Below are 23,306 nucleotides of genomic sequence, written 5' to 3'. Positions count from 1 at the left end.
CCCCGACCGGCATCGCGCAGAGGGCAGGATGGAGTCATGTCCCGTAGGCCCGAATCCACGAACGCGATCGATTGCTCTGATCTGGTGATCGACCGCATCGGCCACGGGGTGCCGACGCGTGCCGTCGACGGCGTCACCTTCTCGCTCGCGCCCGGCGGTCTGATCTGCGTCGCTGGGCCCACCGGCTCCGGCAAGTCGACGCTGGTCGCCGCCCTCGCCGGCTCCACCGATCCCTCGGTCAAGGTCGTCGGAGGGAGGGCCCAGGTGTGCGGCGTCGATGTGCGCCGGCCTGGCCGCAAGCACCGGATCCTCACCTATCGCACCGGATTCGTACCGCAGGGTGCGGGCGCCGACCTGCCGCCGCGGCTCACCGTGAACGAGGTGATCGCGGAGCCGATCCTCATCCGCGAGCGTCGGGTGAACACGAAGGCGCTCTCGATCCGTGTGGCGACGCTGCTGGACGAGCTGCACCTGCCCCTCGGCACGGCGGCGAAGTTCCCCTATGAGCTCAGTGCCGGCATGCGTCAGCGTGTGGCGATCGCCCGGTCGTTCGTCTTGGAGCCGAAGGTGCTCATCGCCGACGAGGTGCTCGCGAACCTCGACCTCGAGGTGCGGCCGGTCGTCTTCGATGCGATCACCCGTCGCCGCAAGGAGCAGTCGATGGCCGCTCTCCTGGTGACCAACGACGCCGACTTCATCCGCGAGCTGAATGCCGAGACGTTGATGCTCCGCAGTGGGCACGTGGTCGCCCGTGGCGTGGGCAAGGATCTGCTCTGGGTGCCGAACGCGGAGTCGGATTCGCGGCACTGAGTCCGACACGCCCGGCATCCCCGAGCGGCGCCTCGGTGTCGTGAACACCTCCCGGAGTTTGCTAAGCTTGTCGAGTTGCCCGCTCAGCGGTGCACATTCCTCGGTAGCTCAATTGGCAGAGCAGCCGGCTGTTAACCGGCAGGTTCTTGGTTCGAGTCCAAGCCGGGGAGCCAATAGAAGGCCCGGAATTACTGAGCAAAATCAGTGTCCGGGCCTTCTCCTTTTCCCGCCTACGTACGCTGGTCAGCGCGAAATCAGCGCTCCTCCTTACCCAGTTGTCGGCAGGGTCGGCCAAGATGGTGATGTGGCTTGGAAACGACGTGGCGCAGATCCAGCGGAGCTTGAAGCTCTGCACCCGGGCGTGCCCTCATGGATGGAAAGACAACTTCTAGCTTGGGCAACGTATGTCGGCGCGGAGGAGTACCTCAACGACTGGGGAAACGTAGAGAAGCGCCCACGAGTGTCCATTCTCATGGACTATGAAACAGCGGTGCGGCGCAAGAAATCCCTTGTCGACGGGTATCGCTCGGGCGGAGCAGCTTACCTGCTCTCGTCGATGGGATCCGCCGAGTTTCTCGACTTCATCGACTACCTGGTTTACGTCGCTTCGCAGAGGTCAGACGCAGAGACAGTTCTCGGACTCCTCGAACAGATCCTGAGTGAGAGCGGATCTGAGTGGACAATCGCCGAGCGTGATGGAAATGCGGCGCTCGAGAAGCGGGTGCCTGAGGGTGTAGCCATGGCCGCAACGGAGGTCATCCAGGGTTCGAGTTCAGCGGGGACTTTGCTCGCCGAAGCGTGGCACGCCGCGTTCGGCAAAGACCCCGATCCCGAAGAGGCCTATGAAAAGTCGATCAAGGCGGTCGAGGAGGCGGGAGTACACGTTGTGACACCGAAGGACTCCAAGTCGACTCTCGGGAAGATGATTAGCGTGATGAAGGGACAGAAGGACTGGAAGCTCGATCTGCCGACACCGGACGCGGATGTTCCGGTGAAGATGGCCGAGGCGCTCTGGGTCGGCCAGGAACGTCGCCACGGCGGTAACGGCTATCGCAAGCCGACCCAGGCTGAGGCGGAGGCGGCTGTGTTGCTCACCGTGCCGCTTGTGCAGTGGTTTACGTCGGGCGCCCTTGTCAGACGGCCCGGCGCTCCATCGGCGTGACGTTAGACCTTGCGTAGATGTCGTCGAACGGCATCGAAACGATCTCTTCTTCGGGCGCGTGGCCGTAGCGATCCAACGTGAACGCGTAGCTCGCGTGACCCATCCACTCCTGCACCTGCTTGTCTGAGTAGCGCGGCGAGTGGACGAGCGTCGTCGCGTAGAAGTGGCGGAGATCGTGCCAACTGAAGTCTTCCAGCCCGAGCCGCTTCAGCACCGGCTTGAAGTAGTAGCGCTTCAGAGATGCGATGTCGAACGACGGCAAGGCGGTGGTCGACTCCGGCACCGCGGTCAAGCGCATCCGCGCCGCCGTCGACGCCCGGCGCGACGAGAACTTCCTGATCATGGCGCGCACCGACATCGCCGCGGTGGAGGGCCTCGAGGCGGCGAAGGATCGCGCGAAGGCGCTGGCGGATGCCGGGGCCGACGCGATCTTCCCCGAGGCGATGCGGTCGCTTTCGGAGTTCGCCGCGATCCGGGATGCCGTCGACGTGCCGATCCTGGCGAACATGACCGAGTTCGGGAAGTCGGAGCTGTTCTCGGTCGATCAGCTGCGCGACGTCGGGGTGAACATCGTGATCTGGCCGGTGTCGCTGCTGCGCATCGCGATGGGCGCCGCCGGCCGCGCACTCGATACGCTGAACGACGAGGGGCACCTGACCTCGAAGCTCGGCGAGATGCAGCACCGCGCCGACCTCTACGACCTGATCGACTACGAGTCGCACAACCACTTCGACTCGGGAGTGTTCAACTTCACCATCACGAAGGAGTGACCAGATGAGCGAGACCGAGATCAAGAAGGGCCTCGCCGGCGTCGTCGCGGACGTCACGGCGATCAGCAAGGTCAACCCCGAGACCAATAGCCTGCTCTATCGCGGCTATCCGGTGCAGGAGCTCGCCGCCATGCAGCCGTTCGAGGCGGTGGCGTACCTGCTGTGGCACGGCGAGCTTCCCACCGCGGAGCAGCTGGCGGAGTTCCGCAGCGCCGAACGCGCGCACCGCGCGCTTTCCCCAGAGGTCAAGGCCGCCATCGACGCGCTGCCGCTGGACTCGCACCCGATGGACGAGGTGCGCACCGCGGTGAGCGTGATCGGTGCCTTCGAGACCGCCGGCACCGGCAACGTGCTGGATGCCGTCGGCACACCTTCAGAGAATCTGGAGCGGAGCCTGCAGCTGTTCGCCGTGCTGCCGGCGATCGTGTCGTACGGCCAGCGCCGTCGCCGCGGGCAGGAGGCGATCGAGTCGCGGGACGACCTCGACTACGCGGCGAACTTCCTCTGGCTGACCTTCGGCGACGAGCCCGAGCCCGCCGTCGTCGACGCGTTCAACCGCTCGATGATCCTGTACGCCGAGCACTCGTTCAACGCGTCGACCTTCACCGCGCGGGTGATCACCTCGACGCTGAGCGACCTGTACTCGGCCGTCGTCGGTGCGATCGGCGCCCTGAAGGGCCCGCTGCACGGCGGTGCCAACGAGGCGGTGATGCACATCTTCGACGAGATCGGCTCGGCCGACCGCGTGGTGCCCTGGCTCGACGCCGCGCTCGCGGAGAAGCGCAAGATCATGGGCTTCGGCCACCGGGTGTACAAGCGCGGCGACTCGCGCGTGCCGACCATGAAGGCGGCGCTCGACACCCTCGTCGAGCATTACTACCGCCCCGACGTCGCCGAGCTGTACGAGACCCTCGAGCGCGAGTTCGTCTCGCGCAAGGGCATCTACCCGAACCTCGACTATCCGTCGGGTCCGGCGTACAACCTGATCGGCTACGACACGCTCACGTTCACCCCGCTGTTCATCGCGGCGCGCATCGTCGGCTGGACCTCGCACATCCTCGAGCAGCAGGCCTCGAACGCGCTGATCCGCCCGCTGTCGGCGTACAACGGCGTCGACGAACGGCACATCGACGGCTACGTCGCCGACACCGCCGCGATCGACGTGCAGGAGCGCCCGGAAGAGGCGATCGGCTGATCCGAGCCGCCCTGCCCGGTAGGGCAGGGCGGCACCTCCGCTGACTGGCGCGAGGCCCCCGCGTACCTGCGAAATTGCTTACAATCCGATAACGCCTCTTGCTCACCGCAAAATGTTTACGTGATCATTTCTAGTGCAGCCGGTGACAACGACCGTCCCGGCGGGCCGGAGATCCCGTTCCGCGGCCATCCCGATCCAACGAGAGGACATGTTTCGATGAAGCGCATGACACGACTTGCGGCGACGGCTGCCGCAGTCACCCTTCCCCTGTTCGCACTGACCGCATGCGGCAGCGCAGGCGCCGGCAGCAGTTCCGACGGCGACCAGAAGCTGACCGTCTGGGCCTGGGATCCGGCGTTCAACATCTACGCGATGGAAGAGGCCGAGAAGGCGTACCAGGCCGATCACCCCGAGTTCGAGCTCGAGATCATCGAGACCCCGTGGGACGACCTGCAGGCCAAGCTCACCACCATCGCCCAGTCGCAGCAGTTCGAACAGCTGCCAGACATCTTCCTGATGCAGAACAACGCCTTCCAGAAGAACGTCATCAACTACCCCGACCTGTTCAGCGACTACTCGGGCTCCGAGATCGACTTCTCGCAGTTCCCCGACGGCGTCACCGCGTACTCGCAGATCGACGGCGACCAGTACGGCGTGCCCTTCGACTCCGGCACCGCGATCAACGCGCTGCGCACCGACGTGCTGGCCGAGGCCGGTTACACCGTCGACGACTTCACCGGCATCACCTGGGACGAGTACCTCACCAAGGCCGAGGACGTGCTGGCCAAGACCGGCAAGCCGCTGCTGTCCGGCGTCGCCGGCTCCTCCGACATCCTGATGATGATCCTGCAGTCGGCGGGCGCCAGCCTGTTCGACGCCGACGGCCAGCCCACCATCGCCGGCAACGACGAGCTCGTCGACGCCATCGAGGTGTACGCCGAGCTGGTCGAATCGGGCGTTCTCGTCGAGGTCAACTCCTGGGACGAGTACATCAGCACCTTCGTGAACGGCTCGGTCGCCGGCACGATCAACGGCATCTGGATCACCGGCTCGATCCAGACCGCCGACGACCAGGCGGGCAAGTGGGCCATCACCGACCTGCCCAAGCTCGACGGCGTGCCCGGCGCCACGAACTACTCCGCCAACGGCGGCTCGTCGTGGGCGATCAGCTCGACCGGCGACGCCGAGCTGGCCGCCGACTTCCTGGCATCCACCTTCGCCGGCTCCACCGACTTCTACGACACGATCCTGCCCAAGTCCGGCGCCGTGGCCAACTGGATCCCCGCGGGTGACAGCAGCGTCTACGCGCAGCCCAGCGAGTTCTTCGGCGGTCAGCCGATCTTCCAGCAGGTCGTCGAGTTCGGCGCCCAGGTGCCGAGCAACAACACCGGCGTTTACTACTACGAGGGCCGTGACGCGGTCAGCGCCGCGATGACCAAGATCCTCGGCGGCACCGGCATCGACGAGGCACTCGACGAGGCCCAGGCCAACGTCGAGTTCGCGATGAACTGATCATGGCGACCCAGGCGATCGTGACGGCCGACACACCGCGCCGTCAGCGGCGGAGCACCCCTCCGCCGGACTTCACCCCGCGTGGCCCGTGGCTGCACACCGCACGGCGCCGGAACCTCACCGGATGGGGGTTCCTGCTCCCGGCAGCCCTTCTGATCACGCTGCTGAGCTTCGTGCCGATGATCCAGGCGTTCGTCCTCGCCCTGCAGACGGGCCGAGGATCGCGGCTGGACTGGGCCGAGCCGCTGTGGATGAACTTCGGCCGGCTGCTGGAGGACGAGATCTTCCAGCTGACCATGTTCAACACCGTGTTCTACCTGGTCGTGCAGGTGCCGATCATGCTGATCCTGGCGATGGTGCTCGCCAACCTGCTCAACGACCCGAAGCTGCGGGCGAAGGGCCTCTGGCGCACCATGATCTTCCTGCCGTGCGCCGTATCGCTGGTGTCGTACTCGCTGGTGTTCCGCACCATGTTCGCCACCGACGGGCTGGTCAACGACGTGCTGATGGGGCTCGGCCTCATGCACGACCCGCTCAACTGGCTCGGCGAGCCCTGGACGGCGCGGATCGTCATCGTCATCGGCCTGCTGTGGCGGTGGACCGGCTACAACATGATCTTCTTCCTCGCCGCACTCCAGAACGTCGACCAGTCCACCCTCGAGGCCGCGCGCATCGACGGTGCCGGCGCCTTCAAGACGTTCTGGTTCGTCACCGTGCCGCAGCTGCGCCCGATGATCGTGCTCACCGCGATCATGTCGATCAACGGCACCCTGCAGCTGTTCGACGAGTCCTGGGCGCTGACCAAGGGCGGCCCGGCGTACAGCTCGATGTCGATGTCGCACTACCTCTACGAGCTGGCGTTCCTGAAGAACCCCAACGTCGGCTACGCCTCGGCGATCTCGTACGTGATCCTGATCATGGTCGCGGTGCTCGCGATCATCCAGATGAAGGTGGGTGACAAGCGTGACTAGCCTCCTGCCGGACGCGGCCGCGAAGACACGGCTCCGAAGCAGGCGCTTCGCATGGCGGCGCGTGCCGGGCTACGCCTTCCTGACGGTGTTCGCCCTGTTCTCGGTCTTCCCGCTGTACTTCATGCTGGTCTCGTCGACCAACTCCACCCGTGACGTGCTCGGCTCGCGGATGACCCCGGGCGGGCACCTCATCGACAACCTGGTGGCGCTGACCTCCCAGCAGGACATCGGCGCGGCGATGATCAGCTCGTTCCTGATCGCCGTGGGCACCACCGTGCTGGCGCTGATCGTCTGCGGCATCGCCGGCTACGGGTTCGAGATCTATCACTCGCGGGGCAAGGACGTCGTAATGGCGGTCCTGATGCTGGCGATGATGATCCCGTTCGCGGCGATCATGATCCCGCTGTTCCGCATGTTCGCAGAGGTGGGCATGGTCAACTCGCTGCTGGCGGTGATCATCCCCTCCATCTCCACGCCGCTGCTGATCCTGCTGTTCCGGCAGGCGTCGCGCTCGTTCCCGTACGAGATCATCGAGGCGGCCCGCATCGACGGCCTGAAGGAGCTCGCCATCTTCTGGCGCATCTACGTGCCGACGATGAAGTCCACCTTCGCGGCCGCCGCGGTCATCACGTTCATGGCGTCGTGGAACAACTTCCTCTGGCCGCGCGTGATCCTGCTCGACAACGCCGTCCAGACGATGCCCATGCTCATCGCCAACCTCACCGCCGGGTACGTCACCGACTACGGCGTGCTCATGCTCGCCGTGCTGCTGGCATCCCTTCCGACCATCTTCATCTTCCTCATCCTGCAGCGCGCGTTCGCACAGGGGATCACCGGAGCCATCAAGTGACATTCCATCCCGCTTTCGACATCGATCGCATCGCCGACCCGACGTTCGTCTCCGAGAACCGGATGCCCGCACATTCCGATCACCGCTGGTTCGCCGACCTCGACGAGGCGCGCGACGGGACGAGCTCGTTCGACCAGTCGCTGAACGGCCTGTGGAAGTTCTTCTGCGCCCGCAACCAGGGGCAGGTGCCGGCCGATCTCGCCGACCCGTCGCGCGACGTCTCGGGGTGGGATGACATCCCGGTGCCCTCGCACCTGCAGCTGGAGGGGTACGACCGGCCGCAGTACGTCAACGTCGGGTACGCGTGGGACGGTCAGGAGGACATCGAGCCGGGGCAGGTCCCCGAGCGCGACAACCCGATCGGATGCTACGTGCGCACCTTCACGCTCGACCGGCCGCTCGCACCGGCAGAGCGGCTGAGCGTGACCTTCCACGGTGCGGAGAGCGCGATCGCGCTGTGGATGAACGGCCGGTACATCGGCTACGCGACCGACAGCTTCACGCCGTCGGAGTTCGATCTCACCCCCGCGCTGGTCGAGGGCGAGAACCGGATCGTGGCGCAGGTGTTCACCTACAGTGCGGGCTCGTGGCTGGAGGACCAGGACTTCTTCCGGTTCTCGGGCATCTTCCGCGACGTGACGCTCTACCGCCGCCCTGCCGTGCACGCCCAGGACATCCGCGTGACCACCGTGGTCGCCGATGATCTGGCATCCGCCGAGGTCCGCCTGCAGATCGCGCTGGAAGGCGCGGCGGGGACGATCGCCGCCCGCCTCGACGGCGTCGGCGAACTCGCGCAGGGCGCCGACGGCGCGTTCACGGTGCGGTTCGACGACCCGCGGCTGTGGAGCCCCGAGCATCCGCACCTCTACGACCTCGTCGTCGAGGTGCGCGACGCCGACGGGCGGCTCACCGAGGTGGTTCCGCAGCGCATCGGCATCCGGCGCTTCGCCATCGAGGACGGCGTGCTCCGTCTCAACGGCGCGCGGGTCGTCTTCAACGGCATCAACCGGCACGAATTCGGGCTGAACGGACGGGTCCCGTCGCGAGAGCTCACCGAGTCCGACATCCGGATGCTGAAGGCGCACAACGTCAACGCGGTGCGCACCAGCCATTACCCCAACGACTCGGCGTTCTACGCGCTCGCCGACGAATACGGCCTGCTGGTGATCGACGAGATGAACCTCGAGACGCACGGCCGCTGGGCGCGCATCAACCACTTCGACGAGCCGCTGGACACCGCGATCCCCGGCGATCACGACCAGTGGCGCGAGGCCGCCCTCGACCGCGCGTGCAGCATGCTCGAGCGCGACAAGAACCACCCCAGCGTGGTGATCTGGTCGTGCGGCAACGAGTCCTTCGGCGGCAGCGTGCTGCGCGATGTGGCCGACTGGTTCCGATCGGCCGACGACCGGCCGGTGCACTACGAGGGCGTGCACTGGGACCCCCGCCACCCGCAGACCACCGACATCGCGAGCCAGATGTACACCCCGGCCGCCGGCATCGAGGAGTACCTGCGCACGCACCGCGACAAGCCGTTCATCGTGTGCGAATACGCGCACGCGATGGGCAACTCCTTCGGCGCGGTCGACGAGTACGTCGAACTGGCCCACCGCGACGAGCTGTTCCAGGGCGGCTTCATCTGGGACTTCGCCGATCAGGCGATCCTGATGCGCGACCGCTACGGCCGGGAGTTCTTCGGCTACGGCGGCGACAACGGCGAGGCGCCGCACGATCAGGACTTCAGCGGCAACGGCATCTTCTTCGCCGACCACACGCCCACGCCGATGGCACAGGAGATGAAGCGGCTCTACCAGGGCTTCGTCGTCGACGTCACGGGCACCTCGTTCACCTTGACGAACCGTCTGATGTCGACCTCGTCGGCCGCCTATGAGACCCGCGTCACGATCGCGCGGGAAGGGCGGGTCGTGGCCACCGGAGTCGTCGACACCGACGTCGCTCCGCGCGAGATGCAGACGTACCCGCTGCCGGTCGCGGTGCCGGCGAAGCCGGGGGAGTACGCGATCGTCGTCTCGCTGCACCTGCGCGCCGGGACGGCGTGGGCGCCGGCCGGCCACGAGGTCGCCTGGGGCGAGCACGTGCTGAGCTTCGGCGCACCGCCGGCGCGGGTGTGCCTCACGCCGCCGACAGTGGTCCCGGGCACGCTGAGCATCGGCGTGCACGGGGCCGGTTTCCACGTGCTGTTCTCGCGCATCTTCAACGGGCTGACCTCGTACCGCTTCGGCGAGACGCGCACCGGTGGCCGGGAGCTGCTCTCCGGGGTCGTCACCCCGAACTTCTGGCACGCCCCGACGTCGAACGAGCGCGGCTGGGGCGGACCGTTCGAAGAGGGCCAGTGGCTGCTCGCCAGCAGGTACGGTCGCGCGAGCCGCTTCCACGAGCCGGCGGACATCTCGATCGAGCACGTCGACGGGGGAGTGCGCATCGGCTACCGCTACGAACTGCCGACGAACCCGGCGACGTACTGCGACCTGAGCTACCTCATCGACGGCTCGGGCCGGGTGGAGGTCACCCAGCGGATGCACGTTCCCGACGGGCTCCCGCAGATGCCCGAGTTCGCGACGATGCTGGCGATGCCCGCCGATTACGACCGGGTGCGCTGGTACGGCGAGGGGCCGGAGGAGTGCTACGTCGACCGCCGCGCGGGCGCGCGGCTGGGGGTCTACGACCGGAGCATCCCCGAGATGCTCACGCCGTACATCCGTCCGCAGGAGGCGGGTAATCGCACCGGGGTGCGATGGGCGGAGGTGACGGATGCCCGTGGCGCGGGCCTCCGCTTCGAAGGCGATCCGACGATGGAGTTCTCGGCGCTGAGCTGGACGCCCGCCGAGATCGAGAGCGCGCTGCATCCCAACGAGCTGCCTCCCATCCACCGCACGATCGTGCGGCCGGCGCTGATGCGCCGCGGTGTCGCCGGCGACGACTCCTGGGGTTCGCGTCCGCTGGAGCGCTACCTCCTGCCGACGGGAGACCTCGAGTTCCGGTTCGCGTTCCGCGGCATCCAGAACCGCTGAGCCCGGCTCAGCCGACCCGCGCCGTCCCCGATCCCGGGGGCGGCGCGGTGCTCGCCCGCACGATCAGCTCGGTGGGCACCGGGTCGGCGGTGGTGCGCTTCTGGTGCTCGATCCGGTCGATGAGCATGCCGACCGCCGCGGTGGCGACACGGTCGAAGTACTGGTGCACCGTGGTCAGCGGCGGCCGGAAGTCGGCGGAGAGCTCCATGTCGTCGAAGCCGACGACGCTGACCGAGCCGGGCACGTCGCGTCCGGCCTCGTGCAGTGCGCGCATGGCTCCCAGCGCCATCGCGTCGTTGGACGCGAAGATCGCCGTCACCGCGGGGTCGGCTGCCAGTCGCTTCCCCGCCGCGTAACCGGATGCCGGGCTCCAGTCACCCGGCATGACCGGGGGCACCACGCGGCCGTGCTCGCGGAGCGTGTCGGCCCAAGCCTGCGCGCGGTTCCTGGCGCCGTGCGAGCGCTCGGGTCCGCGGACGTGCCAGACCGTCTCGTGCCCGAGTGAAAGGAGGTGCTCGGTGGCCAGCCGGGCGCCCTGCGCCTGATCGGTGTCGATCGCGACGTAGGGATGCGAGCGGCCGGCGGTGACGACGACCGTGGGGATCTTGGCGATGCGCTTCAGGTCGGACTTCAGCAGCTCATGCTCTTCGAGCACCACGATGAGCCCGTCGACCGCCTGGTCGGCGATCCGGGTGAGCGCGCCGGTCAGGCCCGCCTGCGCGATGGTCCACAGCGGGGTGAGCGCGAGCGAGTAGCCGGCCTTGGACGCCTCGCTGGCGAACGCCTCCAGCGTTCGGGTGTTGCCGTAGCTGGAGAGCTCGGACATGATCACGCCGAGGGTGCGGAACCTGCCGGTCTTCAGAGCGCGCGCGGCGGAGTTCGGCCGGTAGCCGAGCCGGTCCATGGCCGCGAGCACCTTGTCGCGGGTGACCGGACGCACGATGTCCATGCCGTTGGCGACGCGAGAGACGGTCTGCGCCGAGACCCCGGCCTCACGTGCGACGTCGATGATCGACGGCGCGCGCCACACGCGCGCGTCCTCCGGCTGCTCTACCACTGACCCTCCCGGCGTCCCCCTGAACGATACCAATCCGCGGTCGCGTCCCCGTCCCCGGCCTTCCCTCCGGCCCTCACCCACCCACCTCCGAAACCGGTGGGGTGGTGGACAGCGGTGGGGTGGGGTGAGGGCGGGCGGCGAGGTGCACATCTGAGCACAGCCACCCCGCAAAGCGAGCGCTTCACTAGCGTGAGAAGGACGGCGACTCGGCCGTGACCCGGAGGTGAACATGTCGAACCTGGCTGCTGTGATGCCCTAACTCGGGCGCATCGAGGTGCAGGAGGTGCCGTTGCGCGAACCGGGGCCGCGCGAGGTGCGCGTGCGCGTGCGCGTGCGCGCCGTCGGCGTCTGCGGTTCGGACACCGCCTACTACCGCATCGGGCGCATCGGCGGCTGGATCGTCGACGGGCCGATCATCCTCGGCCACGAAGCAGCCGGCGAGGTCGTCGCCGTGGGCGAGGCGGTCACCCGGGTGCAGGTCGGCGACCGCGTGGCGATCGACTCGAGAATGAAGTCGCGGTTGGCCGTCCAGGCACTCGAGAATGCTGTCGCGATGCGTGGCGACTGGAGACCGTGCTGGAGGGAGGGGAGGAGGCGACACGGCTTCTCCGACGTTGGGGCGTGCACGAGCGGAGCCTCGTGGGGTTCGCCCTGGCCTCACGCACGAGCGGAGTGGACGTCGAGCACCTGCTCGCGCTGTGGCTCGACGAACTCGGGGCCGAGCATGTCTTCGCCGCGCAACGAGGACTCATCCGCGGCGTCGTGCGCGAGGGTCATGCGCAGGAGATCGCTCATCGGGCGCAGGCCTTCGCCTCGACGCTCTATCTCGGCCTCGGGCGCCCGGCCACGACGGATGCGCTCGCCCGCAGTGTCGACGAGGCCCGACAGGCCTGCGAGACGGCTCGTGCGGGTGGGGAGCGCGTCGTCCGCTACGCATCGATCCCGACGGTGTCGTTCGTGCTCGGACAGCTGGATGCGGACCAGACGCAGCGGATCAGTCGGCTTCTGGATCCATTGCGCGGCGTCGAGCAGCAACCCGAGCTCATCGAGACCCTGCGCGTCTTCCTCTCCACGAACAGCGCCTGGGGTGAGAGCGCCATGCGGTTGCGGATCCACCGGCAGACGTTGGCCGCGCGGATCAGACGGATCGAGGACCTGATCGGGTTGTCGCTGTCGGACCCCGACGATCGCGTCGCCGCTCGCGCTGCGTGCGTCGGACGGCTGAACCCCTCGGAACGACGAAGAGGGCCCCGCCGGATGGCGAGGCCCTCTTCTGAGACGGTGGATCAGCGCGCGGCGCCGGCCAGCGAACCCGTGGTCTGCCCAGCCGGGTCGAAGACGATGCACTGGATCACGCGATCGTTGTTCCGCTCCCACGAGTCCTTGGTGGGAACGAGCGTGGTGACATCGAATGCGGAGTCCTGGTAGGCCACGCCCACGAACGTCGTGTACGCGTCTCCGATGCACTCCTGCGTCGCCGCGTCGATGTCGGTGTCGGAGAACTCGCCATCCGGCATCGTGATCTCGTAGTACACCTCCTGGTCGTGCGGGTCGGTGCAGGGGAGGATGTTGGCTTCGGTCATCGTGCCGGAACCGGTGTCGAGCATGCAGTCGCCCAGCTTCACCGAGAAGACGCCGACGTTCGAGCTCTCCGTGACCTGCCCGCTCTCCTCGTCGCGGTTGGCGTCGCCGGAACCGCCGCCGAGAATGCCATTGAGAGCGCTGCACCCGCTGAGGGCGACCGAGAGCGCCACTGCCGATCCTGCGAGCATCAGGGCGCGTCGAGTGCGCATCTTCATCATGATCTGTTTCCCCTCCGAAGCGTGATGCGGAGGCATGCGAAAAGCCCCCGCCGCGAACACGCTAACCCCCGGCGAGTCTGTGACGCAACTCGAAGGATGCTGTGGTTCGGCTGGGAGCGCTCAGCCTTCGAGGTCGTCGACGCCGGGCATCCAACTCGCGCCGGGGCGACCCCACCCGCGCTTTCGGGCGATCTTCTGCGCGGTCTTCCAGTCGCCGTCCGACAGGCGATCGACGTACAGGATGCCGTCGAGGTGATCGAACTCGTGCTGCATGATGCGGGCACGCCACCCGTCGACATCGATCGAGACCGGCTGCCCTTCCAGGTCGGTGGCCGTGACGTGGACGCGCTCCGACCGGCGCAGCGGGAACCGCTCGCCGGGGAACGAGAGGCAACCCTCGGATTCGAGATCCGGGTCGGGTTCACCCGGTTCGAGTGGCACCATCCAGAGTGTGGGATTGATGAGAACGCCGCGCCAGGGGTGGTCGTCGTCATCGACATAGGCGTACGTGTAGATGCGCAGGGGCACTCCGACCTGCGGAGCGGCGAGGCCGACCCCTGGGGCGGTGTCCATCGTCTCGAACATGTCGGCGACGAGGGCGCGGACGTCGTCGGTGATCTCTTCGACGGGGGAAGCGGGGGAGTGCAGGACGGGGTCGCCCATGATGCGAATCGGAAGTACAGCCACGTCACAACCCTAGTCGGCGGCACTCGCCAGGTAGGGTCGTACTGTGAATGCTGGGGTGTGGATGAACGCGGTCGAGGACGTCGGCGATCAGCTCGTCGGCGCGTTCCAGAACCCGGGGCTGCTGCTCGGCATCCCGCTCGCTCTCGCCGGCGCCGTCTTCATGTCCCTCGGCGCCCAGTACCAGCACCGCGGCGTCGAGAAGGTCGAACGCCTCAGCGGTGCCAACGGCGCCTCGGGCCTGAGTCTCGATCAGCTCAAGCGCCTCCTGACCCGTCCGTCGTGGCTCATCGGCACGCTGATGCTCGGACTCGCCGTGGTCTGTCAGCTCGCCGCCCTTGTGCAGGCTCCGCTGATCGTCGTCCAGCCGCTCGGGGCGATCGCCCTCGTGATCACGACGCTGCTGAACGCGCGGATCTCCGGCCACTCGCCGACGCGGCAGTCGCTGACCGCCATCGTGTGCTGCGTGGGTGGCATCTTCCTCTTCGTGTTCTTCGCGGCGATCTACGCGACCGAGCAGGAGGTCACCGACCGTGAGCTCTTCACGATCCTGGCGCTCCTGCTCGTAGTCATCATCGTCCTCGGCGCCTGCTGGCTGATCCTGCGCCGCCGGATGCGCGCCCTGTTCTACGTGATCGGCGCGGGAATCCTCTACGGGTTCGTCGCCACCTTGGCCAAGGTCGTCATCAAGCGCATCGAGGCCGGTCAGTTCGAATGGATCACCGGGATCTGCGTGCTCGCCCTCGTCTCGGCGGCCGCTGTCGGCGCATATTTCGTGCAGACCGCGTACAGCTCGGGTCCGCCCGACCTCGTGATCGCCGGGCTCACGGTCGTCGACCCTCTCGTCGCCGTGCTCATCGGAATGGTCGTGCTGGGCGAAGCCTCTGCGGCTCCGTGGTGGGTGCTCGTGATCTTCGCCGTCGCCGGAGGGATCGCCGTCTGGGGCGTGGTCGGGCTCGCCCGCTATCACCCTCAGGTGCTCAGCGACAGCCAGGATCTGGGAATCCAGCGAGGCAGCACGCCAGGCGGATCCTCGCAGGGCGGCCCTGGAGAGGCTTCCTCGTCGCAGCCCGCCGCGACGAGTGCTCCGGAGCACTCGGACGGCTCGGGACGTCGGCAGACGCCGCCGTGGCACGACGGTTCGTCAGAGCGACCCTAGCGACAGCGCACTGAGCGGCCGCGCGTGGCGGCACCGACTCAGTAGGCCTGATCGATCAGGTCGACCGAGACCTCGGAGGCCGCGGCTTCGTCCACGAAGAACACCGTGCGTTTGCGCCCCTTGGCGCCGGCGGCGGGTACGCTCGAGTAGCTCGCCCCCGCGAGAGCGAGGCCGAGAGCCGAAGCCTTGTCGGCACCCGTCATCACGAGCCAGACCCGCTTCGACGAGTTGATTACCGGGCGGGTCAGGGTGACACGCTCGGGCGGCGGCTTCGGCGAGTCGCGGACGGCGAGGACTGCGGCATCCGTCACAGTGACCTCCTCCCGATCCGGGAAGAGGGAGGCGATGTGCCCGTCGGGGCCGACCCCGAGGAAGCACACGGCGAAAGAGGGCCACGGATGCTCGTCGGTACCGAACCGCGCCAGGTCCGCCGCGTACGCCGCCGCGGACGCGTCGAGGGTCAAGCCGGTGTCAGGGCCGGCGACCTCGTGCACGTTCTCCTGGGGCACAGGGATGCGGTCGAGGAGAGCCTGTCGGGACTGCAGCGAGTTGCGATCGACGTCGTCGCGCGGCACGAATCTCTCGTCACCCCACCAGAAGTGCACGAGCGACCAGTCGATCTCCGCCGCTCGCGGGTGCTCGGACGCCGCACGCAGCACCGCACCGCCCATCGAACCGCCCGTGAGGGCGATGTGCGCGATCCGCCCGTTGCGTGTGCGCGCGCGCACCCGTGTCAGGAACCGGTCGGCCACTCGGGTGGCGAGGGCTGCGGGCGTGGCTTCCACCACGACCCGCTTCTCTGCGGACGATGTCGTCATCGACGTCACTCTCCTGTCTCGGGCGGACCCAGCTTCTCCCAGCCCTCGGTGATGACTCGACCGTACAGGACGTCCGGGTCGAGTTGACGCAGCTCCTCTGCGAGGCACTCGCGCAGAGTGCGTCGCGGCAGGTGCAGGTCGTGGTTCGGCTGTCCCGGCTGCGTGAGCACGGCGACGCCGGGAGTCGGGCGCTCCAGAAGGATGTCGCCGGACTCGCGTGTCAGGCGCACCGACTTGATGCCCTCCGCCCAGTGCTCGGGGTCTTCGTAGGACCAGCGCACCGGAACATCGAGCGCCATCTGCAGCCAGGCGGCCAGCAGCGCGGTCGACGGGGAGGCCGCGGCTCCGCGCACCTCGACGCCGGTGATCTGCTCGTACGGCGGCTGGTCGAGCACAGCGGCGAGCTGCTCGCGCCAGTGGGTCAGACGCGTCCACGACAGATCGGTGTCGCCGGGGGCGTGGGTCTCGCCCAGGAGCGCGAGCCGGTCGCGGACGTCGTTCGCGGTGGCGGCATCGGTGATGCGTCGCTGCGCGATCTTGCCGAGCGGTGATTGCGCAGGCGCCACGGGGGCCGCCTCCGGCCACCAGGCGACCACGGGAGCATCGGGCAGCAGGAGGCCGGTGATCAGGCTCTCCTCGTTGCTGGCGGCGTCTCCGAAGGCGCGAAGGACCACGACTTCGCTGGCGCCGGCATCTCCACCGACGCGGATCTGCGCGTCCAGGCGTGACTCGCCCTCACCTGTGGTGATGACGATGACCCGCATCGGGTGCTCTCGTGAGGCGTCGTTCGCGGCATCGATAGCCGCTTCTGCGACGCCGTTGCGCGCAGCGATCACGAGCGTGAGCACGCGGCCGAGGGCGACGGCTCCACCCTCTTCGCGGACCTTGACCAGCTGCTTCGCGACCTGGCTCACGGTGGTGTCGGGAAGGTCGATGATCACGGGCGTCTCCAGACTCGTCCATCGCGGGCCAGCAGGTCGTCAGCGGATGACGGTCCCCATGAGCCGGGCGCGTACTGCTCGACTGGGCCGCCTTCGGCTGCCCAGTACTTCTCCACGGGGTCGAGGATCTTCCAGGAGAGCTCGACCTCCTCGTGCCGCGGGAACAGCGGCGGATCGCCCAGGAGGACATCGAGGATCAGACGCTCGTAGGCCTCGGGGCTCGCCTCGGTGAAGGCGTGGCCGTATCCGAAGTCCATCGTCACGTCGCGCACGTTCGTGCCGCTGCCGGGAACCTTCGACCCGAAGCGGATCGTGACGCCCTCATCCGGCTGGACGCGGATGACGAGGGCGTTCTGCCCGAGCTCCGAGGCGTTTCCGCGCCCGAAGAGGTGCTGAGGCGCACGCTTGAAGACGACGGCGATCTCGGTCACACGGCGTCCGAGACGCTTGCCCGTGCGCAGGTAGAACGGCACGTCCGCCCACCGGCGCGTGTCGATCTCGAGCTTGATCGCGGCGTACGTCTCCGTGGTCGACTCGGGGTTCATCCCCTCTTCTTCCAGGAAGCCGGTGACCTTCTCGCCACCCTGCCACCCGCCCGCGTACTGACCGCGAGCGGTCGCGAGGGAGAGATCGTCCGGCACGTGCACCGCCGCGAGCACCTTCTCCTTCTCGGCGCGCAGGTGCTCAGCCGAGAGGCTGATCGGCTCTTCCATCGCGGTGAGAGCCAACAGCTGCAGCAGGTGGTTCTGGATCACGTCACGGGCCGCACCGATGCCGTCGTAGTAACCCGCGCGTCCGCCGACGCCGATGTCCTCGGCCATCGTGATCTGCACGTGGTCGACGTAGTTGCGGTTCCAGATCGGCTCGTACAGCTCGTTCGCGAAGCGCAGCGCCAGGATGTTCTGGACCGTCTCCTTGCCCAGGTAGTGGTCGATGCGGAAGATCGAGTCGGCCGGGAAGGCCACCTCGAGCGCGGCATTGAGCTCCCGCGCCGACTCGAGGTCATGGCCGAAGGGCTTCTCGATCACGACGCGACGCCAGCGCTCGTCGTCGTCACTGTTCTCGCCGACGAGACCGGACTCCTTGAGCTGCTTCGCAACCAGCGGGAAGTCCTTCGGCGGGATCGACAGGTAGAACGCGTGGTTGCCCATCGTCCCCCGTTCGACGTCGAGCTTCTCGATGGTCTCGCGGAGCTTGCGGAAGGAGTCCGGATTGTCGAACTCGCCCGAGACGAAGCGGATGCCCTGCAGCAGCTGGGTCCAGGTCTCCTCGCGGAACGGTGTGCGCGCGTGCTCCTTGACGGCGTCGTAGACGACCTGCGCGAAGTCCTGGTCCTCCCAGTCCCGGCGGGCGAATCCGACCAGGGCGAACCCGGGCGGGAGCAGTCCGCGGTTGGCGAGGTCGTAGACCGCGGGCATCAGCTTCTTGCGTGAGAGGTCTCCGGTGACGCCGAAGATCACGAGGGCGCTGGGCCCGGCGATCCTGTTGAGACGGCGGTCATCGGGGTCACGCAGCGGGTTGTGCCCGCGCGAGATGGGAACAGACATCGGTGGGGGATTCTCCTGCTGTTACTTCTGTGCGGCTTCGAAGAGGGCGAGCACGTCGTCGGAGGACTCGGTGATCGTCAGCGTCACGACGGGGCGGCCGTGCTTGGCGAGTACGGCGGCGTCACCGGCGGCCTGCGCCTGGATGAGCTGTCCGAAGGTGAACGGACGGTCCGGGATCTCGAGGTCGACCTCGGTGCGCTCGAGGATCTGCAGGAACACGCCCTGCGCGGGCCCACCCTTGTGGTACTGGCCGGTCGAGTGCAAGAACCGCGGTCCCCATCCGAAGGTCGTGGGTCGTCCGGAGTCCGCCGCGACGAGTTCGCGCAGGCCCTGGAGCTGCGGCACCTCGAGACGGTTGACGTAGGCCTGGATCGACACGTATCCGTCTGCCGGGAGCTGGGCCCAGAGCGCATCGAGCACGCCCTCGACGCTGCCGGAGGCGGCGAGAGCCGGGTCGGACACCCGCACCTCGACGCCGTTCTCGATGAACGCGGGAGCCGTCGGCTCCGGGCGTGCGTCGAGGAGCCCGCGCGCGGCGATCTTGGCCGATTCGACATCGGGCTGATCGAACGGGTTGATGTGGAGCAGGTGACCGGCGATCGCCGTCGCGTACTCCCACACGATGAGCTGAGCGCCCAGCGTCCCGCTGACGAGGATCTCGCCCTCGTGACGCTCGTGCAGGTGGAACTCGTTGGCGTCGTCGACCAGCCGCACGATCTGCAGGTCGGCGGGCACGGGGTCGAGCTCGGGGGAGACCGGGAGCAGGACGACCGGGAGGATTCCGGTGCCCTCCTTGCCGGTGGACTCGGCGATCAGCTGCTCGATCCAGTCCGGGAGGCCCTTGATGTGCGTGCCGTCGGTGATGAGGCCGAGCTTGTCGCGGCGGGGTGTCGTCGCCGCGATCGCCGCACCCAGACGAAGGGCGGGGTTGTCTGCCGAGTCGACGGCGACCTCCAGAAGCGAGGCCTCGGCCTCGTTCAGCAGCTCGTCGATGTCGACACCGGCGAGCCCCGACGGCACGAGGCCGAAGGCGGTGAGCGCCGAGTAGCGTCCGCCGACGTTGGGGTCCGCGTTGAAGACGCGGTATCCCGCCTCGCGGGCCGAGACATCGAGCGGAGAGCCGGGATCGGTGACGACGACGATGCGCTCGACGGGGTCGATGCCCAGGTCGCGGAACGCCGCTTCGAAGGTGCGACGCTGCGAGTCGGTCTCGACCGTGGAGCCGGACTTCGAGGAGACCACCAGCGCCGTGTCGGCGAGGCCCTCGTCGAGAGCGGCGAGCACCTGGCCCGGCGCCGTCGAGTCGAGGATGGTCAGCGGCACTCCGGCGGTCTGCGCGATGACCTCGGGGGCGAGCGAGGATCCGCCCATGCCCGCGAGCACGACGCGCGTGACGCCCTTGGCGTTGAGGTCGGCGCGCAGCGCGACGATCTCGGCGACCAGCGGACGCGAGATCGACACGGCTTCCACCCATCCGAGCCGGACGGATGCCTCAGCCTCGGCGGCCGGCCCCCAGAGCGTCGCGTCCCCGCCGGTGATGCGAGAGGCGACCAGATCGTGGACGAGGCTGGGCACCGTCTCATCGATCGCGGCGCGTGCTGCACCGGACGTGTGGATCGAGAACGTCATCGCTGTGACTCCAGACCCTCGGCGACCTGCGTCAGCAGGTCGTGCCAGGAGTCGATGAACTTCGCGACGCCCTCGTCCTCCAGCACCTGGGTGACATCGGCGAAGTCGATCCCGACCTCGGCGAGGCCGGCGAACACGGCTCGTGCCGCTTCGTAGCCGCCCGTGATCGTGTCGCCCGTGACGACGCCGTGGTCGAACGTCGCCTCGAGCGTCTTCTCGGGCATCGTGTTGACCACGCCCTGGGCGACGAGCTCGGTGACGTACAGAGTGTCGGGAAGGGCCGGGTCCTTGACCCCGGTCGACGCCCACAGCGGACGCTGCAGGTTCGCACCGGAGTCGAGCAGCGCCGTGGCGCGGTCGCCGGCGAAGGTCTTCTCAAACAGCTCGTAGGCGAGGCGTGCGTTGGCCAGGCCGGCCTTGCTCTTGAGCGCTTCGGCGGCATCCGTGCCGATCGCGGTGAGGCGCTTGTCGGTCTCGGTGTCGACACGCGACACGAAGAACGAGGCGACGGAGTGGATGGTCGACAGGTCGATGCCTGCGGCCTTCGCCGTCTCGAGACCGGTGAGGTAGGCCTCGATGACCTCGGCGTAGCGTTCCAGGCTGAAGATCAGCGTGACGTTGACGCTGATCCCCGCCCCGATCGCCTCGGCGATGGCCGGAAGGCCGGCCTTGGTCGCGGGGATCTTGACGAGCAGGTTCGGGCGGTCGACCTTGGCCCACAGCTCCTTGGCCTGCGCGACCGTGCCCGCGGTGTCGTGCGCGAGGTCGGGGGAGACCTCGATCGAGACGCGGCCGTCGACGTGGTTCGAGGCTTCCCAGACGGGACGGAACACGTCGAGGGCTGCCGCGACGTCCTGCGTGGTCGCGGCGAAGACCGCTTCCTCCGCCGTCGCGCCCGAGGCGGCGAGCTCGGTGACCTGTGCGTCGTACGACGTGTCGTTCTTGTCGGTGATCGCATTCGCGAAGATCGTCGGGTTGGTCGTGACACCCACGACGTTGCGCGATGAGATCAGATCGGCCAGGTTGCCCGAGGCGATGCGCGTGCGGGAGAGGTCGTCGAGCCAGATGCTGACGCCGGCGGCGGCGAGCTGTGCGGTGGGGGTGCTCATGCGTTCTCCTTGGTGCTGTTGGCCGCGATGGTCTCGCGGGCGGCCGCGATGACGGCCTCGGTGGTGATGCCGAACTTCTCGAAGAGGGTCTTGTAGTCGGCGGAGGCACCGAAGTGGTCGATGCCGACCGAGCGGCCGCGGTCGCCCACGATGCCGCGCCAGCTGAGCACCGAGCCCGCCTCGACGGAGACGCGGGCGGTGACGGAGGCCGGCAGCACGCTCTCGCGGTACTCCGCGTCCTGCTCGTCGAACCACTCCAGCGACGGGGCGGAGACGACGCGCACGTTCACGCCTTCGGCAGCCAGTGCCTCACGGGCGTTGACTGCCAGCTGCACCTCGGAGCCCGTGGCCACGATGATGATGTCCGGCGTGCCGTTCGGCGCTTCGGCGAGCACGTAGGCACCCTTCGCCGCGTTGTCCGCCGAGGCGAACGTGTCGCCCGATGCCGCGCCCTCGCCACGCGCGAACACCGGGATGTTCTGACGCGTCAGCGCGATGCCTGCCGGTCCTTCGTGGCGACGGAGGATCTCCAGCCACGTGGCGGCCGTCTCGTTCGCGTCCGCAGGTCGCACGACCGTGAAGTTCGGGATCGCGCGGAGCGTCGCCAGCTGCTCGATCGGCTGGTGGGTGGGGCCGTCCTCACCGAGGGCGACCGAGTCGTGCGTCCAGACGAAGATGCTCGGCACGTTCATGAGCGCGGCGAGGCGGACGGGCGGGCGCATGTAATCGCTGAAGATGAGGAAGGTGCCGCCGAACGCGCGGGTGGGTCCGTGCAGCACGATGCCGTTGATGATCGCGCCCATGGCGTGCTCGCGGATGCCGAAGTGCAGCACCCGGCCGTAGGGGTTGCCCGACCACTCGTGGGTCGACCACTCCGCGGGGATGAACGAGGGTGCGCCCTTGATCGTCGTGAGGTTCGACTCGGCGAGGTCTGCCGAACCGCCCCACAGCTCGGGGAGCTCGGCGGCGAGGGCGTTGATGACCTGGCCGGATGCCGCGCGGGTCGAGACTTCCTTACCCGCCTCGAACACGGGCAGCGCGCTCGTGATGTCGTCGGGGAGCTGGTGTGCTTCGAGGCGGTCGAGCAGCGCCTTCTTCTCGGGGTTCGCCGCGGCCCAGGCGTCGAACGACTCCTGCCATGCGGCACGGGCCTCGGCGGCGCGGGCCGCGAGTCCGCGGGTGTGCGCGATCACGTCATCGGCGACGACGAAGCTCTGCTCGGGGTCGAACCCGAGGACCTTCTTCGTGGCGGCCAGCTCTTCGGCGCCGAGAGCGGAGCCGTGGATCTTGCCGGAGTTCTGCTTGCCGGGCGACGGCCAGCCGATGATCGTCTTGAGGATGATGAGCGAGGGCTTGGCGGTCTCGCCCTTGGCGGCCTCGATGGCGGCGTGCAACTCGGCGACGTCTTCGACGTACTCGCCGGTCTTCTTCCAGTCGACGACCTGCACCTGCCAGCCGTAGGACTCGTAGCGCTTCGCGACATCCTCGGTGAAGGCGACGTTCGTGTCGTCCTCGATGGAGATCTGGTTCGAGTCGTAGATCGCGATCAGGTTGCCGAGCTGCTGGTGGCCTGCGAGCGAGGAGGCCTCGCTGGTCACGCCCTCCTGCAGGTCGCCGTCTCCGGCGATCACGTACACGAAGTGGTCGAACGGGCTGGTTCCCGCCGCGGCCTCGGGGTCGAAGAGACCGCGCTCGTAACGGGCGGCGTAGGCGAAGCCCACGGCCGAGGCGAGGCCCTGTCCGAGCGGACCGGTGGTGATCTCGACGCCCTTGGTGTGGCCGTACTCCGGGTGGCCCGGTGTCAGCGAGCCCCAGGTGCGCAGTGCCTTCAGATCGTCGAGCTCGAGTCCGAAGCCGCCGAGGTAGAGCTCGACGTACTGGGTGAGGGAGGAGTGGCCGGCAGAGAGGATGAAGCGGTCGCGACCGAGCCAGTCCACATCGTTCGGGTCGTGGCGCAGCACGCGCTGGTACAGGAGATATGCCGCCGGAGCGAGGCTCATGGCTGTGCCGGGGTGACCGTTACCGACCTTCTCCACGGCATCGGCCGCCAGGATTCGTGCGGTGTCCACCGCGCGCCGATCGATCTCATCCCACTGCAATTCCGACACGTTCATGCCCTTTCCGACAGTTTCGAGGGCGCCCGTATTCCCTGGCGCATCCGCATCATCACGGAGAGGTGTGCACATCGCCGGGCGCGCGAGTGGTTTCAGCATAGCGGTGAGGTGACTTGCGCTACGCGGGCCCGCGAGCCGGAACAC

The 23,306-nt window shown here is 68.0% G+C and carries 19 protein-coding genes, 1 tRNA gene and 3 pseudogenes; 12 read left to right on the top strand and 11 right to left on the bottom strand.

Annotated features, from left to right (window positions below):
• The first annotated feature begins 36 nt into the window (after positions 1-36).
• The 3 genes from KY497_RS13050 (at position 37) to KY497_RS13040 (ending at position 1,972) form a co-directional block, all read left to right on the top strand.
• Positions 37-810, top strand: a complete 774-nt coding sequence (locus tag KY497_RS13050) for an ATP-binding cassette domain-containing protein (protein WP_219869216.1) — start codon at positions 37-39, stop codon at positions 808-810.
• Positions 811-907: 97 nt separating this feature from the next.
• Positions 908-983 (top strand) — tRNA-Asn (locus KY497_RS13045).
• A 200-nt stretch (positions 984-1,183) separates the two neighbouring features.
• Positions 1,184-1,972 carry a hypothetical protein gene (locus KY497_RS13040; RefSeq protein ID WP_218682843.1) on the top strand — a complete coding sequence of 263 codons (789 nt, stop codon included), beginning with the start codon at positions 1,184-1,186 and terminating at the stop codon, positions 1,970-1,972.
• On the opposite strand, the gene KY497_RS13035 is transcribed toward KY497_RS13040, so the two are convergent.
• Entirely contained in the window at positions 1,944-2,270 is a 327-nt protein-coding gene (locus tag KY497_RS13035) for a tyrosine-type recombinase/integrase (RefSeq protein WP_256934700.1), read from the bottom strand. The genes KY497_RS13040 and KY497_RS13035 overlap by 29 nt on opposite strands.
• Between KY497_RS13035 and KY497_RS13030 the strand changes: the two are divergent.
• From KY497_RS13030 to KY497_RS13005, 6 genes and pseudogenes are all read left to right on the top strand, one after another.
• Positions 2,227-2,742, top strand: a pseudogene (locus tag KY497_RS13030) (oxaloacetate decarboxylase); the annotation flags it as partial. The gene KY497_RS13035 and the pseudogene KY497_RS13030 sit on opposite strands and share 44 nt — an antisense overlap.
• Positions 2,743-2,746: 4 nt before the next feature.
• The gene (locus tag KY497_RS13025) at positions 2,747-3,937 is read left to right on the top strand and encodes a bifunctional 2-methylcitrate synthase/citrate synthase (protein WP_219869215.1); all 1,191 of its coding nucleotides are present in this window, start codon (positions 2,747-2,749) and stop codon (positions 3,935-3,937) included.
• Positions 3,938-4,162: 225 nt separating this feature from the next.
• Complete coding sequence (locus tag KY497_RS13020) at positions 4,163-5,449, top strand: ABC transporter substrate-binding protein (RefSeq protein WP_258185691.1); 1,287 nt, start codon at positions 4,163-4,165, stop codon at positions 5,447-5,449.
• 2 nt (positions 5,450-5,451) lie between these two features.
• Positions 5,452-6,420 carry a carbohydrate ABC transporter permease gene (locus tag KY497_RS13015; protein ID WP_219869213.1) on the top strand — a complete coding sequence of 323 codons (969 nt, stop codon included), beginning with the start codon at positions 5,452-5,454 and terminating at the stop codon, positions 6,418-6,420.
• Complete coding sequence (locus KY497_RS13010) at positions 6,413-7,270, top strand: carbohydrate ABC transporter permease (RefSeq protein ID WP_229779022.1); 858 nt, start codon at positions 6,413-6,415, stop codon at positions 7,268-7,270. The genes KY497_RS13015 and KY497_RS13010 overlap by 8 nt, the downstream gene beginning before the upstream one ends.
• Positions 7,267-10,302 carry a glycoside hydrolase family 2 TIM barrel-domain containing protein gene (locus KY497_RS13005; protein WP_258185690.1) on the top strand — a complete coding sequence of 1,012 codons (3,036 nt, stop codon included), beginning with the start codon at positions 7,267-7,269 and terminating at the stop codon, positions 10,300-10,302. Before KY497_RS13010 ends, KY497_RS13005 begins: the two co-directional genes overlap by 4 nt.
• Before the next feature lie 7 nt (positions 10,303-10,309).
• Here the strand turns inward: KY497_RS13005 and KY497_RS13000 are convergent, their stop codons facing one another.
• A complete protein-coding gene (locus KY497_RS13000) occupies positions 10,310-11,332 on the bottom strand; it encodes a LacI family DNA-binding transcriptional regulator (protein ID WP_258185689.1) in 1,023 nt (340 codons plus the stop codon).
• A 301-nt stretch (positions 11,333-11,633) separates the two neighbouring features.
• Between KY497_RS13000 and KY497_RS16970 the strand changes: the two are divergent.
• Positions 11,634-11,807: pseudogene (locus tag KY497_RS16970) on the top strand (alcohol dehydrogenase catalytic domain-containing protein); the annotation flags it as partial.
• A 209-nt stretch (positions 11,808-12,016) separates the two neighbouring features.
• On the opposite strand, the gene KY497_RS16785 reads toward KY497_RS16970, so the two are convergent.
• The gene (locus KY497_RS16785; RefSeq protein ID WP_258185989.1) at positions 12,017-12,475 is read right to left on the bottom strand and encodes a hypothetical protein; all 459 of its coding nucleotides are present in this window, start codon (positions 12,473-12,475) and stop codon (positions 12,017-12,019) included.
• On the opposite strand from KY497_RS16785, the pseudogene KY497_RS16780 reads away from it, so the two are divergent.
• Positions 12,458-12,511: pseudogene (locus KY497_RS16780) on the top strand (hypothetical protein); the annotation flags it as partial. The gene KY497_RS16785 and the pseudogene KY497_RS16780 overlap by 18 nt on opposite strands.
• A gap of 134 nt (positions 12,512-12,645) precedes the next feature.
• On the opposite strand, the gene KY497_RS12985 reads toward KY497_RS16780, so the two are convergent.
• Both KY497_RS12985 and def read right to left on the bottom strand, forming a co-directional pair.
• Positions 12,646-13,152, bottom strand: a complete 507-nt coding sequence (locus tag KY497_RS12985; RefSeq protein WP_235562496.1) for a septum formation family protein — start codon at positions 13,150-13,152, stop codon at positions 12,646-12,648.
• Positions 13,153-13,281: 129 nt separating this feature from the next.
• Complete coding sequence (def, locus tag KY497_RS12980) at positions 13,282-13,848, bottom strand: peptide deformylase (protein WP_219869211.1); 567 nt, start codon at positions 13,846-13,848, stop codon at positions 13,282-13,284.
• A gap of 61 nt (positions 13,849-13,909) precedes the next feature.
• Between def and KY497_RS12975 the strand changes: the two genes are divergently transcribed.
• Positions 13,910-15,004: a DMT family transporter gene (locus KY497_RS12975; protein WP_219869210.1), complete on the top strand. Its 1,095-nt coding sequence runs from the start codon at positions 13,910-13,912 to the stop codon at positions 15,002-15,004.
• A gap of 38 nt (positions 15,005-15,042) precedes the next feature.
• Here KY497_RS12975 and pgl read toward each other — a convergent pair whose 3' ends face one another.
• Genes pgl through tkt form a run of 6 tightly spaced genes read right to left on the bottom strand, consistent with a single transcriptional unit; the run spans position 15,043 to position 23,156 of the window.
• Complete coding sequence (gene pgl / locus KY497_RS12970) at positions 15,043-15,822, bottom strand: 6-phosphogluconolactonase (RefSeq protein WP_219869209.1); 780 nt, start codon at positions 15,820-15,822, stop codon at positions 15,043-15,045.
• A gap of 5 nt (positions 15,823-15,827) precedes the next feature.
• Positions 15,828-16,763: a glucose-6-phosphate dehydrogenase assembly protein OpcA gene (locus KY497_RS12965; protein ID WP_219869208.1), complete on the bottom strand. Its 936-nt coding sequence runs from the start codon at positions 16,761-16,763 to the stop codon at positions 15,828-15,830.
• On the bottom strand, positions 16,760-18,310 hold the full coding sequence (gene zwf / locus KY497_RS12960; protein ID WP_219869207.1) for a glucose-6-phosphate dehydrogenase: 1,551 nt from the start codon (positions 18,308-18,310) through the stop codon (positions 16,760-16,762). The genes KY497_RS12965 and zwf overlap by 4 nt, the downstream gene beginning before the upstream one ends.
• Positions 18,311-18,331: 21 nt before the next feature.
• Positions 18,332-19,939, bottom strand: coding sequence for a glucose-6-phosphate isomerase (locus tag KY497_RS12955; RefSeq protein WP_219869206.1), 1,608 nt, complete (start codon positions 19,937-19,939; stop codon positions 18,332-18,334).
• Positions 19,936-21,048, bottom strand: a complete 1,113-nt coding sequence (tal, locus tag KY497_RS12950; protein ID WP_219869205.1) for a transaldolase — start codon at positions 21,046-21,048, stop codon at positions 19,936-19,938. The genes KY497_RS12955 and tal overlap by 4 nt, the downstream gene beginning before the upstream one ends.
• A complete protein-coding gene (tkt, locus tag KY497_RS12945) occupies positions 21,045-23,156 on the bottom strand; it encodes a transketolase (RefSeq protein ID WP_219869204.1) in 2,112 nt (703 codons plus the stop codon). Before tkt ends, tal begins: the two co-directional genes overlap by 4 nt.
• Positions 23,157-23,306: the final 150 nt, after the last annotated feature.

Origin of the sequence: Microbacterium sp. PAMC22086 (genome assembly GCF_019443525.1) — a bacterium.
Taxonomy (GTDB): Bacteria; Actinomycetota; Actinomycetes; order Actinomycetales; family Microbacteriaceae; genus Microbacterium; species Microbacterium maritypicum.
This window is presented reverse-complemented; position numbering and strand designations above follow the sequence as displayed.

Bases quoted from the DNA above. Each gene is read 5' to 3' on its own strand.
- KY497_RS13050 (WP_219869216.1), top strand. From the start codon at position 37: ATGTCCCGTAGGCCCGAATCCACGAACGCGATCGATTGCTCTGATCTG.
- KY497_RS13040 (WP_218682843.1), top strand. From the start codon at position 1,184: ATGGAAAGACAACTTCTAGCTTGGGCAACGTATGTCGGCGCGGAGGAG.
- KY497_RS13035 (WP_256934700.1), bottom strand. From the start codon at position 2,270: ATGCGCTTGACCGCGGTGCCGGAGTCGACCACCGCCTTGCCGTCGTTC.
- KY497_RS13025 (WP_219869215.1), top strand. From the start codon at position 2,747: ATGAGCGAGACCGAGATCAAGAAGGGCCTCGCCGGCGTCGTCGCGGAC.
- KY497_RS13020 (WP_258185691.1), top strand. From the start codon at position 4,163: ATGACACGACTTGCGGCGACGGCTGCCGCAGTCACCCTTCCCCTGTTC.
- KY497_RS13015 (WP_219869213.1), top strand. From the start codon at position 5,452: ATGGCGACCCAGGCGATCGTGACGGCCGACACACCGCGCCGTCAGCGG.
- KY497_RS12985 (WP_235562496.1), bottom strand. From the start codon at position 13,152: ATGCGCACTCGACGCGCCCTGATGCTCGCAGGATCGGCAGTGGCGCTC.
- KY497_RS12975 (WP_219869210.1), top strand. From the start codon at position 13,910: ATGAACGCGGTCGAGGACGTCGGCGATCAGCTCGTCGGCGCGTTCCAG.
- pgl (WP_219869209.1), bottom strand. From the start codon at position 15,822: ATGACGACATCGTCCGCAGAGAAGCGGGTCGTGGTGGAAGCCACGCCC.
- zwf (WP_219869207.1), bottom strand. From the start codon at position 18,310: ATGTCTGTTCCCATCTCGCGCGGGCACAACCCGCTGCGTGACCCCGAT.
- KY497_RS12955 (WP_219869206.1), bottom strand. From the start codon at position 19,939: ATGACGTTCTCGATCCACACGTCCGGTGCAGCACGCGCCGCGATCGAT.
- tal (WP_219869205.1), bottom strand. From the start codon at position 21,048: ATGAGCACCCCCACCGCACAGCTCGCCGCCGCCGGCGTCAGCATCTGG.